Below are 12,357 nucleotides of genomic sequence, written 5' to 3'. Positions count from 1 at the left end.
GCGTCACCCCCGACTCCCGGAGTCCTCGTGTTTCGCCCCATCGCCCTGCTCGCGCTCCTCGTGTCGTGCCTCGGACTCACCGCCTGCTTCGAGGACGACGTCTGTACCGAGATCTCCACCTGTGGCGGCTGCGCCAGTGAGTACGTCGCCAACGCCTGCAAGTGGTGTCCGTCCGACAGCACCTGCTCCGCGTATGGCGAGGGCAGCTCCTGCTCCTACTCGGAGTTGAAGGACGACGCGGACGAGTGCGGCGGTACGTCGAGCGCGTGCAACAGCCCGTACTCGGGCCCCTCGGCCGACCCGCAGTCCTCCTCCTTCTGCCAGGCCGCGTACCACTACGGCTGCCAGGGCCAGACGTCGCGGCGCGACGACAACTGCCGCGTGTACGCCCAGTTCGAGGCGGACAACCCGGGCATGCCGTCCTGCCCCTACTGCCCCTGAGCGATTGGGCGCGCGAGGAGGCTCGGGCCGGGTTAAAGCCGCACCCATGAGCGACTCGAACCCGAGCATCCTCTCCCACGTCTCCCTCGGCACGAACGACTTCGCGAAGGCCGTGGCCTTCTACGACGCCGTCCTCGGCACCCTCGGCTGCAAGCGGGTGCTCGACTTCCCCAACGCCGTGGCCTACGGCAAGCAGTTCCCCGAGTTCTGGGTGCAGGCCCCCATCGACGGGCAGCGCGCCAACGTCGGCAATGGCACCCACTTCGGCTTCATCGCCGCATCGAAGGAGGCCGTGCACGCCTTCCACCAGGCCGCGCTCGCGGCGGGCGCCACCGACGACGGCGCCCCCGGGCCCCGTCCGCAGTACGGCGCGCCCTACTACGGCTGCTTCGTGAAGGACCTGGACGGCCACAAGATTGAGGCGTCCTTCTGGGACGAGTCCGCGGGCGGCGCGCACGGCGTCTGACGTGGCGCCTACACCTGGCGCAGCTTCCAGCGCCCTCTGCGGAAGAGGAGGGCCGCGAGCACCGCCAGCACGGAGAAGGCCACGGTGAGCGAGAGGAACACGCCCGAGGGCCCCATCTTCAGGGGCCCCGACAGCACCCACGCCAGGGGCAGCTCCAGAATCCAGAAGCAGAACACGTTGATGAGCGTGGGCGTGGTGGTGTCCCCCGCGCCGTTGAACGACTGCGTCAGCACCATGCCGAAGGCGTAGAAGAGGAAGCCCCCGCTGATGATGCGCAGCGCGTGCGAGCCGTGGTCCACCACCACCGGGTCCGGGGAGAAGGTGCCCACCAGCGGCTGGGCGAAGGCGACGAACAACACCCCCAACGAGCCCAGGAACACGGCGTTGATGCGCCCCGCCGTCCACACCGCCTGCTCGCCGCGCTCCGGCTGACGCGCGCCCAGGCTCTGGCCCACCATCGTCGCCGCCGCGTTGGCCAGGCCCCACGAGGGGAGCAGCGCGAAGAGCACGATGCGCATCGCGATGGTGTAGCCCGCCACCGCCTGGCTGCCGAAGGTGGAGACGATGCGCGCCAGCACCACCCAGCTCGTGGTGTTCACCAGCGACTGCGCCGTGCCCGCGCCCGACAGCCGCAGCATGGAGAGCATGGTGCCCAGCTCCAGCCGCACGTGCTCCCAGCGCACGCGCAGCCGCCCGCCCCCCCGGGCCAGCCGGTAGATTTGGTACACCACGCCGCAGCCCCGGCCGAACGTGGTGGCCACCGCCGCGCCCATGACGCCCAGCTCCGGGAAGGGGCCCACGCCGAAGATGAGCATCGGCGCCAGGACGATGTTGATGGCGTTGGCCAGCCACAGCACCCGCATGGCGATGGCCGCGTCCCCCGCGCCCCGGAAGATGGCGTTGATGAGGAACAGCAGGAGCACCGTGCCCATGCCGCCGAGCATCACCTGCGTGTAGCGCACGCCGTGCTCCAGCACCCACGGCTCGCCGCCCATCAGCTCCAGCAGGGAGCGCGAGAACACCACGCCGCCCACCGCCAGGGGGATGGCCAGGAACACGCCCAGGCCAATCGCCTGCACCGCCGTGCGCGCGGCCTGCTCCGGGTTCTTCTCACCGATGCGCCGCGACACCAGCGCGGTGGCGCCGATGCTCAGCCCCGCGGCCGCCGCGTAGATGATGGTGAGCAACGACTCCGTCAGCCCCACCGTGGCGACCGCATCCGCGCCCAGCCGCCCGACGAAGAAGACGTCCACCACCGCGAAGATGGACTCCATCACCATCTCCAGCACCATGGGGACCGCGAGCAGGAAGATGGCGCGCTTCACGGGCAGCCCCGTGAGGTCCTTCTCCGTGCCGTGCATGGCCTCCTTCAGCGACGCCCAGAACCCCTCTCGCGGCACGGACTCCCGCCCCTCCACCTGCGACATGTGTGCTGCCTCCTGGACCGCCCCGCCGAGCCTCGGGCCCTTCTGTCAGGAAGGGGCGACGGCGTCCAGGACGCCGCGGCGCGCGGCCGGCTGACCCGCACGGCGCCTCGCGGCGGGGCGGGTGCGCACGCTCGGCCTTGTCCTCCGCGCCCGGGCGGGCGTGGATGGCCGTCACCCACCCCAGACCCGGGGCCGGGTTACGCGCTGTTCGCCGTTGCACCTCCGACACCACTCCAGCGCCTCCGGGCGGTCCTTCATCGCCGAGGCGAGGTGTAGCTTGCGCCCACTCATGATGCCGAGCTTCTCTCGTTCGCTGTTCCCGTCAGTCCCCAGTCCGGGCACCGCGCACTTCCGTCTGGCCAGCAGTGCGCGCGTGCTGGGGCGCGTGCACCTGGGACCCGGAGTCCACCTCGCGCAGGGCGCGGTGGTCTGCTCTCCGGAGGGCGCGGTTCAACTGGGCGCGGGCTCCACGCTGCGGGAGAACACCACCGTCGTCGGCACCGCGCGTCATCCCGTGGTGGTGGGCGAGAAGACGACGCTGGGCCCGCGCAGCCTGGTGCTCGGCGCGTCGGTGGGCCACCTGTGCGACGTGGGCCCGGGGGCCATCCTCCAACCGGACGCCCGGCTGGGCGACCGCTGCCTGGTGGCGGATGGGGCGCTGGTGCCTTCCGGCATGTGGGTGCCCTCGGATTCCGTCGTCGTCGGCCGGCCCGCGCGCGTCGTGCGGCGCGTGGACACCGGCGACCTGGAGCGGCTGCGCGCCTCGCGCGGCGGCTCACTCACCCTTCCCCAACAACCCCTCACCCCTTTCTTCGCCAGAGACCGCGCCGAGGATGCACCCATGGGACAGCTCTACTCCCTCCGAGACAAGCACCCGCTCGTCCACCCCACCGCCACCCTGTTCTCCTCCGCCGAGGTGACGGGCGACGTGCTCATCGGCCCCGGCGCCATCATCGGCCCCGGCGTGCGCATCATCGGCGAGTCCCACGCGCCGCTGCGCATCGGCGCGGGCGTGCGCATCCACGCCAACGCCGTGGTGCAGCTGCAACCGGGGGGCACGCTGGTGGTGGAGGATGGGGCCATCATCGGACCGGGCTGCCTGGTGCACGGCTGCTTCGTGGGCGCGGGCACCGTGGTGGAGGCGGGCGCCATCCTCTGCGACCGCAGCCGGCTGGGGCGAGGCTGCCTGGTCGGCGCGGGCAGCATGGTGCGCCCCGGCTCGCTCTTCCCGGACGCGGCCCAGGTGGATGGCTTCCCCGCGGTGCAGACGGGCTTCTTGTCCGCGCTGCCCGCGACGCCGCCCTGGGCGCTCAAGCCGGAGGACCTGCCGGAGCTGCGCCGCGTCAGCTGAAGCCGCTCGTCGCCCGGGCATGCCGCGAGGCCCCGCCCCGCTGCCCGCTGTCGACTGCGCTCCCGCGTGCCGAGGGGCGCCTTCGTCCAAATCCTGAGGGAACGGGCCCGCCCGCGCGTGGAAACGTCCGCGCGCCTGGGGGACGGACGGAGGACCTCGCCTCGCGGCGGGGACGAACGATGTGGCAGGCGCCGGGCACCGAAGGCCTTCAGGAAATCCATCGGGGACGCCGGTACGTCGTGTTCCGCACCTGGGCACGCGATGGCCGGCCCCTCATCATCAAGCAGGTCCGCCAGGGGCCGCTCGCCGCCGGCAGCGCGCCCATGCTGCGCCACGAGCACGCGCTGCTCACCGGGCTGCGCGACACCGTGCCCGACCTCGCGCGGGTCGTGTCGCTGGAGGACGCGCCCTCGCACCCGCCCGCGCTGGTGCTGGAGGACGCGGGGCCGCACAACCTGCAGGAGTGGCTGCGCCGCAAGCCCGTGGACCTGGAGCGCTTCATGGCGCTGGCGCTCCAGCTCACCGGCATCCTCACCCGCCTGCACGAGCAGCACGTCATCCACCGCGACCTCAACCCCACCAACCTGGTGATGAGCGCCGACGGCACGCACCTGACGCTCATCGACCTGGACCTGGCCACGCGCGTCTCGGGCATCGCCCCCAGCAGTGATTTGCCCGGCGAGCTGCAGTGGGCCCTGCCGTACGTCGCCCCGGAGCAGACGGGACGGATGAACCGGCCCATCGACCACCGCGCGGACCTGTACTCGCTGGGCGCCACCTTCTACGAGCTGCTCACGGGGCTGCCGCCGTTCACCTCCCCGGACCCGGTGGAGCTGGTGCACGCGCACCTGGCCCGCGCGCCCGTGCCGCCCGCCTTCGTCAACCCCGCCGTGCCGCGCATCGTCTCGGACATCGTCCTCAAGCTGCTCGCGAAGATGCCGGAGGAGCGCTACCAGGGCGCCGACTCGCTCCTGTCGGACCTGCTCGAGGCCAGCCGGCGTCAGAACGACGGGGACTTCACGCTGGGGCGGCTGGACCTGGCCCACCAGCTGTCGCTCCCGGAGCGCCTGTACGGCCGTGAGCCCGAGCAGCAGGCGCTGCGCGCGGCCCGCGAGCGCGTGCGCCGGGGCGGAAGCGAGCTGGTGCTGCTGTCGGGCGCGGCGGGCATCGGCAAGTCCGCGCTGGTGCACGAGCTGGCGCGCGACGCGCTCCCTGGAGACCGGCTGCTCACCGGCAAGTTCAACCAGCTGCAGGGCACCGTGCCCTATGCCGCCTTCGTGCAGGCGTTCCAGGGGCTGATGCGCGAGCTGCTGGAGGAGTCGCCCCCGTCGCGCGACTTCTGGCGCGAGCGCCTGTTGGGCGCGCTGGGGCCGCACGCGCGCGTCATCACCGACGTGGTGCCCGCGCTGGAGGTGCTGCTCGGGCCGCAGCCGGTGCCGCCCGCGCTGGGACCGGTGGAGGCCGCCGCGCGCTTCCACCTGCTCTTCCAGTCCTTCGTGCAGTCGCTGGCCACGCCCCGGCACGCGCTCATCCTGTTCCTGGATGACCTGCAGTGGGCGGACCCCGGCTCGCTCCACCTGCTGGAGAGCCTGTGCACGGACCCGGGCTCGCGACACGTCCTCTTCATCGGCGCGTGGCGACCGCAGGAGGTGGGCCCCGGACACCCGCTGTCGCGCCTGCTCGACGTGCTCGCGGAGCAGGACACGCTGCCGGTCCAGGACCTGGAGCTGGCGCCGCTGGAGGTCGGCGCCGTCACCGCGCTGTGCGCGGACACCTTCCAGCTGGAGCCCGCGCGGGTGGCGCCCCTGGCCCGGCTGCTCGCGGGCAAGACTGCGGGCAACCCGCTCTTCCTCACGCGGCTGTTGCGCCTGCTGCACGCATCCGGGCTCCTGCGCTTCGACTGGGAGCGCGGCACGTGGACCTGGGAGCTGGAGCGGCTGTCCCGGGTGGAGGTGACGGAGAACGTGGTGGAGCTGCTGCTCGCCGCCATCCGCCGCCTGCCCGAGCGCACCCAGTACGTGCTGGAGGTGGCCGCGTGCCTGGGGGACCAGGTGGAGCTGGGGCTCCTGTCGTCGCTCGTCGACGAGGACGAGCAGGACGCGGCCTCCGCGCTGTGGAGCCTCCTGCGAGAAGGGCTGCTCGTCCCCGAGAGCGAGCCCGCGCGCGCGCCGGCGACGACGGACGGCGCTCGGCGCGAGGCCACCTACCGCTTCGCGCACGACCGCGTCCGACAGGCGGCGTACTCGCTGCTCACCGAGGACCAGCGTCAGGCGCTGCACCTGGCCGTGGGACGCAAGCTGTGGCACGGCGCGAGGGGCGAGGCGCTGGAGGAGCGCCTGTTCGCGGTGGTGGACCACCTGTACCGGGGCCTCGGCCAGCTGGACGACGGCGAGGAGCGCGAGCAGCTGGCGGAGCTGTTCTTCCGCGCGGGCTTCAAGGCCAAGGGGGCCTCCGCCTTCGGCGCGGCGCTGGTGTACTTCACCCGCGGCCTGTCGCTGCTGCCCTCGGACGGGGGACTTCGGCGACAGGCCCGGCTCTTCCAGGTGCACCGGGAGGCCGCCGAGTGCGCGTACCTCTCCGGCAACGGGAGGCTGGCGGAGGAGCTGCTGCACACCGCGCACACGCACGCCGCGTCCGCGACGCAGAAGGCGGACCTGTACGTGCTCCAGGTGCTCGCGAACCTCATGACGGGCAGCTACCCGGAGGCGCTCGCCGCGGGCCGCGAGGGGCTGCGCCTGTTCGGCGTGGAGCTGCCCGAGCACGGCTACACGGAGGCGCTCGCCGAGGGACAGGCGCGCGTGCGCCGGCACCTGGACGGGCGCCGGGTGGAGGCGCTGCTGGACGCGCCGATGATGACGGACAGCGGGCACCTGGCCTGCGTGCAGCTGCTGTCGGAGCTCGTCACGCCCGCCTTCTTCGTGGACCCGGACCTGTTCGCCTGGCTCAACACGCTGGCGCTGGCGCTCACGCTGGAGCATGGCAGCTCGCGCTGGGCCCCGGCCGTGTACGCCGTGCAGGGCATGCTGCTGGCGAGCCGGGGCGAGGTGGAGGAGGCCCAGGCCTACGGACACCTGGGCGTGGCGCTCGCGCGCAAGCTGGGCGACGCCAGGCAGGAGTGCCGGGCGCTCATCAGCCTCACGCTCAACGTCAACCACTGGCGCGCGCCCCTGCGCACCAGCCTGTCCCTGCTGCGCCGGGCGGTGACGACGGGGCTGGCCAGCGGTGACCTGCAGTTCACCAGCTACGCGCTCACCACCGTCGTCTCCACGGAGCTGGCGATGGGCACCGAGCTGGTGCGCATCCTCGGCTCCATCGACACCGCGCTCTCCTACTCCCGGCGCGCCAACGTGCAGGGCATGGTGGACGTGTCCCTGCTCTACCGTCAGGCCATCCGCGCGCTCCAGGGCCGCACGCGCACGCCGGCGCGGCTGGACGACGACGACTTCGACGAGAGCGCCTACCTCGCGTCGGACCGGGTGGAGCAGACCAACCTCTACCTGCTCGCGATGATGAAGCTGTTCGTCGCCTACGTGATGGGCGACCTCGACGAGGCGCTGCGCATGTCGCGCGAGGCCCTGCCCTACGTGCACTACACGCAGGGCTTCTTCCGCAACGTGGACTTCAACGTGCTCACCTCGCTGACGCTCCTGGCGCGCGCGTCGCGGACACCGCTGGAGAAGGAGGCCCTGCTGTCCCACGTGGAGGCCAACCAGCGCAGGCTGGAGGCGTGGGCCCGGACGTGCCCGGAGAACTTCCGCCACAAGCACCAGCTGGTGGCGGCGGAGGTGGCGCGGCTGGAGGACCGGGCGCTGGAGGCGATGCGGCTGTACGACAGCGCCATCGACGGCGCGCACACCGAGGGCTTCCTCCAGGACGAGGCCCTGGCCCACGAGCTGGCGGGGCGGTTCCACCAGCAGCAGGGCCACCGGCGCCTGGTGCCGCTGTACCTGCGCGCGGCGCTGGACTGCTACGTGCGCTGGGGCGCGCAGGCGAAGGTGGCGCAGCTGGAGGAGGAGTTCCCGGAGCTGGCGACGCGGCTGGACCGGCCCTGGACGGAGCCCGGCGCCATCACGACGGGCCCCACGCCGCCGGGGGCCTCGCTGGACCTGCTCACCCTGCTCAAGGCCTCCGAGACGCTGGTGAGCGAGGTGGTGCTGGACCGGCTGCTCGAGAAGCTGATGGCGGTGTGCTTCGAGGCGGCGGGGGCCACGCGCGGGGCGCTGGTGCTGGACGAGGGCGGCAGCCTCCAGGTCTGCGCCGTGGGCGCCAGCTCCGAGCCGGTCAGCCTGGAGCGCACCCCGCTGGAGTCGAGCCCCCAGGTGCCGGTGACGTTGGTGGAGCACGCCTTCCACACCGGTGAGACGCTGGTGCTGGCCGACGCCGCGCACCAGGGCCGCTTCGTGGGGGACGCCTACGTGGTCCGCCGCGCGGTGAAGTCGGCGCTCGTCGTGCCCATCCAGCGCCACGGCAACACGGTGGGCGTGCTCTACCTGGAGAACGACCTGGCCACGCGCGCCTTCACCCCGGAGCGCGTGGGCGTGCTGCGCACGCTGTCGTCGCAGATCGCCATCTCGCTGGAGAACAGCCGCCTGTTCGAGCAGCTCCACGTGGAGGTGCAGGAGCGCCGCCGCGCGGAGCGGGCCGTGCGCTTCCTGGCGGACACGGGGCTGGCCCTGGCCGAGTCGCTGGACGTGGAGGTGATGCTGGGCAACGCCATGCGGCGCGTGGTGCCCTTCCTGGCGGACTGGTGCATCGTCACCGTCGTCGAGCGCGGCGAGCACCTGAGGGTGCTGTCGGCGACGCACGTGGACGCGCGCAAGGAGGCGCGGCTGAAGCAGATGCTGGAGCGGTACCCGGTGGACTGGACGTCCCCGCCCGCCCTCGTCCACGCGCTGCGCACCGGCCAGCCCTTCCTGCGCGAGGACGTCCCCGACTTCATCCTGCGCGAGCATGGCCATGGCCAGGAGTACATCGACACCCTGCGCGACATCGGCTCACGCGCCGCCATGCACGTGCCGCTCATCGCCGGAGGCAAGACGCTGGGCGTCGCCACCTTCGTCTCCGGCGCGCCCGGAAGGCGCTACACGGAGGCGGACCTGGGGCTCGCCCAGGAGCTGTCGCGCCGCGTGGCCGTCTGCCTGGACAACGCCCGCCTCTACCGCGAGGCCCAGGACGCCGTGCGCCTGCGCGACGAGTTCCTCAGCGTGGCCTCCCACGAGCTCAACACGCCGCTCACCTCGCTGCGCCTCATGGTGCAGACGCTCCTGCGCCACACGCCGCCCGGGCTGCCGCCCCACGCCGTGCGCGCGCTGCGCACGCTGGACGGCCAGACGCTGAAGCTGGCCACGCTGGTGGAGGAGATGCTCGACATCTCACGGCTCCAGGCCGGGCGCATGGACCTGCGCCTGTCGCGCGTGGACCTGGCGGACCTCATCCGCCACGCGGCCAGCAGGCTCGCCGAGCCGCTGGAGCGCGCCGGCTGCGCGCTGGAGCTGCACATCGACGGTCCGCTGTGGGGGAACTGGGACGGCGCGCGGCTGGGGCAGGTGCTGGTGCACCTGCTGTCCAACGCGCTCAAGTTCGGCCCGGGCAAGCCCATCACCCTGCGCGCGTGGGAGGACGACGGGCGGGTGCGCGTGAGCGTGACGGACCAGGGCATCGGCATCGCGGAGGACCGGCTCGCCGACATCTTCGAGCGCTTCGAGCGCGCCGTCTCCGTGCGCGCCTACGGCGGCCTGGGCCTGGGGCTGCACCTGGTGCGCGAAATCCTCACCGCGCTCGGGGGCTCCATCCACGTGGAGAGCACCCCCGGCGAGGGCAGCACCTTCACCGTCGAGCTGCCGACCGACCCCGAGGCTCAGAAGTCCTCGTACTCCATCGAGATGACATAGGGCTTCGTGGCGCTGACCCGGCCCGCGGCGTCCGTGTGCAGCTCGCAGCCCAGCATCTGGCTCACCGGCGCGTCGAAGCGGAGGATGCGCAGCCGCTTCGCGACGGAGCCCTCCAGCCGGACGGGGTAGCCCAGCGAGCGCGAGCGCTCCAGCGCGTCCTCGGGCAGCTCGCCCGCCTTCACCTCGCCGCAGAACCCCGCGACGCGCGCCTGCACCTGCCGCTCCCTGCGCGGCGTCAGGACGCGCGCGCTCAGCCAGGAGAAGAACAGCACCAGTCCCGGCACGAGCACGAACACCAGCAGCGACACGCCGCAGCCGTACCGGCCCCACGAGGTGCCACCCGGCTTCGCCGCGCTGTCACGTGCCATCCGCATGCTCCCTTGCGTGCCCCGGGAAAAAGCAACACCCGGAAGGCCCATGATGGCCCCCCGGGTGTCGCCGTCCAACCCCGAACCTCGAAGCTCCTGGAGCTAGTAGGAGCCCTTCAGCGTCACGCCCGTGAAGGCCGAGTAGGCGCGCACCATCACGTAGTACTTGCCGGCCGTGGAGTTCGTCAGCTGGCAGGTCTCCGCGTTGCCACCCAGGTACGGGCGGCAGTCGTAGGTGCCGGAGCCCGTGCCGGGGGCCGAGCCGAAGCGGACGTACAGGTCCGCGTCACCCGTGCCGCCGCTGGTGGCGAACGTCACGCGGGTGTTGGCCGGCACGTCCATCGTGTAGTTCACGCTGGCGCTGGTGGCGGCGGACAGGCCCGTCACCGGCACGTTGTTCTGCAGCACGTTGCCCACGGTGGCGCTCGCCGTGCCCGTCAGCGTCACGTTGGAGTAGGCCGAGTACGCGTAGAGCAGGACGTGGTAGGTGCCCGCCGTCGGATTGTTGAGGGTGCACGTCTCCGTGCTGCTGCTGCCCGCGGAGCTGCACACGTAGCTGGACGTGGTCGGCTGGGTGCCGCGCCCCACGTACAGGTCCAGGTCACCCGAGCTGCCCGTGGTGGTGAACACCACCTTGGTGGTCCCCGCCGGAACCACCAGCGAGTAGTACTTCTCGTTGCCCAGCGTGCCGGAGATGCCCGTCACGGGCGTGCCGTTGGTCAGCGGGATGGAGACCGGCGGCGTCCACACGCCGTTGACCCCCACCGCCTCCCAGGCCGCCTTCACCGCGTCCTGGATGGCCTGGCTGTAGTTGAGGTCCGCGGCGGCCTGGATGGTCCACGTCTTCGCCTGGAGGAACGTGGTGCCCTCCGTGAAGATGTCCGTGTTGGCCTTGTACCAGATGCGCGCGGCCGTCTCGACGCCGATGGCCGGCACGTTGATGGTGGTGCGGCCGCGCGGGTGCGTGCCGCCCTTGGCGAGCAGCGCGAAGGCCAGGTTGGGGATGCCCGAGCTGTAGTGCACGTCGGTGCTGGACGTGTAGCTGTCGAGGTGGTCCAGCGAGACGCCGTCCTTCCTCGGGTCATCCATGTAGCGCAGGGCGTCGTTCTGCGTGTTCGGCGTCCACACCTGCTCGCCAATCATCCAGATGGCGGGCGCGGTGCTCCAGGTGCCGGACGCCCAGCTCTGGCAGATGGCGGCGAAGGTGTCCGACAGCGCCTCGTTCAGACCGCCGGACTGGCCGGAGTAGATGAGGTTGGACTCGCGCTCCGTCACCGCGTGCGTCAGCTCGTGCACCGTGACGTCCGGGTCCTTGCCCAGCTCGATGGAGTTCACGCCGTCGCCGTCGCCGTACACCATCTGGCTGCCGTTCCAGAAGGCGTTCACGTAGTTGCTGCTGTAGTGGACGGTGCTGCGCAGCTCCGCGCCCGCGTTGTCGAACGAGTCGCGGCCGAACAGCGTCTGGTAGCAGTCGTACGTGTAGCCCAGCTGCGTGTGGTTCTGGTCCACGTGCGCGTCGTTGGTGACCGCGCCCAGCTCGCCGCGGCGCAGGGTGCCCGGCAGCGTGGTGCCGTTGTTGGCCGTGTACACCGCGCGGTTGCGGGCGGTGTGGATGAGCGGGTGGCGCGCCACGACGCCCGCCTTGCCGAGCGCGTCGACATAGACGTTGTCCACCAGGGGGATGCCGGAGGGCTGGGTGCCCGTCACGCGCACGTGCCAGGCGAGGAACAGCGTGCCCGCGTCGTCACGCACGTAGACCAGCCGGGGCTGGCCCTCGGAGGCGATGCCGGTGCCGGCGGTGGCACGGGCCGCCGCGCTCGCTGCCGCGGCGGCGTCCACGCGGGGCGTGGCGGGCAGGTCCACGCCGTCACGGGCGGAGCTGTTGGCCGCGTACACGTTGCCGTCGGGGCGCACGTGCAGCATCAGCTCACCGCCCACCACCTCCAGGCCGTTCTTCGTCTGGCGATAGCGCAGGTGCTGGTTGCCCTGGTTGTCCGTGCGCGCGCGCTGCAGGAACAGGTCGTCGGCGCGCAGGCGGAACACCGGGGCGATGTCCGTCAGCGCCGGGGCCGCCGCGAACGCCGCCTGGCCCACGCCCAGCGCCGACAGCGTGCGCTCCACCTTGCCCAGCTCACCCACCAGCGTGTCGGGCACGCCGTCCGTGTGCGCCCCCGCCACGCCCGCGCTCGGCAGCTTCTTGAGCGACTGCTGGATGTCCGCCCCCGCCTTCACCTCGGGCGCCTTCGCCTCGTCCGGCGCGGACTCCGTGGTGCCACACGCGGTGAGCGCAACACCCAAGCAGGCCACGCCAATCGTCTTCAGGACTCGATGAGCCAAACGCAAGACCTCCGGTAAAAGGCCATTTATTCGTGACACACATGGAATCACGATTTCAAACGTAAAAGCCATTATT

7 protein-coding genes are annotated in these 12,357 nt (G+C 72.0%); 4 read left to right on the top strand and 3 right to left on the bottom strand.

The window, feature by feature from the left end; translation table 11 throughout:
- The first annotated feature begins 27 nt into the window (after positions 1-27).
- Both K8625_RS22400 and K8625_RS22395 read left to right on the top strand, forming a co-directional pair.
- Positions 28-441 (top strand): hypothetical protein, encoded by a 414-nt coding sequence (locus K8625_RS22400; protein ID WP_141327058.1) that lies wholly within the window; start codon positions 28-30, stop codon positions 439-441.
- 46 nt (positions 442-487) lie between these two features.
- Positions 488-907, top strand: coding sequence for a VOC family protein (locus K8625_RS22395; RefSeq protein ID WP_141327056.1), 420 nt, complete (start codon positions 488-490; stop codon positions 905-907).
- Positions 908-915: 8 nt separating this feature from the next.
- Here K8625_RS22395 and K8625_RS22390 read toward each other — a convergent pair whose 3' ends face one another.
- Complete coding sequence (locus tag K8625_RS22390) at positions 916-2,334, bottom strand: MATE family efflux transporter (RefSeq protein WP_223783839.1); 1,419 nt, start codon at positions 2,332-2,334, stop codon at positions 916-918.
- A 277-nt stretch (positions 2,335-2,611) separates the two neighbouring features.
- Here K8625_RS22390 and K8625_RS22385 point away from each other — a divergent pair, with 277 nt between their 5' ends.
- Together K8625_RS22385 and K8625_RS44215 are read left to right on the top strand one after the other, a co-directional pair.
- A complete protein-coding gene (locus K8625_RS22385; protein WP_223750382.1) occupies positions 2,612-3,685 on the top strand; it encodes a gamma carbonic anhydrase family protein in 1,074 nt (357 codons plus the stop codon).
- A 179-nt stretch (positions 3,686-3,864) separates the two neighbouring features.
- Positions 3,865-9,576 (top strand): AAA family ATPase, encoded by a 5,712-nt coding sequence (locus tag K8625_RS44215; protein ID WP_305070912.1) that lies wholly within the window; start codon positions 3,865-3,867, stop codon positions 9,574-9,576.
- Here the strand turns inward: K8625_RS44215 and K8625_RS22370 are convergent.
- A complete protein-coding gene (locus K8625_RS22370) occupies positions 9,543-9,944 on the bottom strand; it encodes a hypothetical protein (RefSeq protein ID WP_223750384.1) in 402 nt (133 codons plus the stop codon). The genes K8625_RS44215 and K8625_RS22370 overlap by 34 nt on opposite strands.
- 102 nt (positions 9,945-10,046) lie before the next feature.
- Positions 10,047-12,281 (bottom strand): M4 family metallopeptidase, encoded by a 2,235-nt coding sequence (locus K8625_RS22365; protein WP_223783838.1) that lies wholly within the window; start codon positions 12,279-12,281, stop codon positions 10,047-10,049.
- Positions 12,282-12,357 lie beyond the last annotated feature (76 nt).

Origin of the sequence: Myxococcus sp. AS-1-15, from assembly GCF_020037055.1 — a bacterium.
Taxonomy (GTDB): domain Bacteria; phylum Myxococcota; class Myxococcia; order Myxococcales; family Myxococcaceae; genus Myxococcus; species Myxococcus fulvus.
Note: the sequence above shows the minus strand (reverse complement) of the source record. Positions and strands in the feature narration are given on the sequence as shown.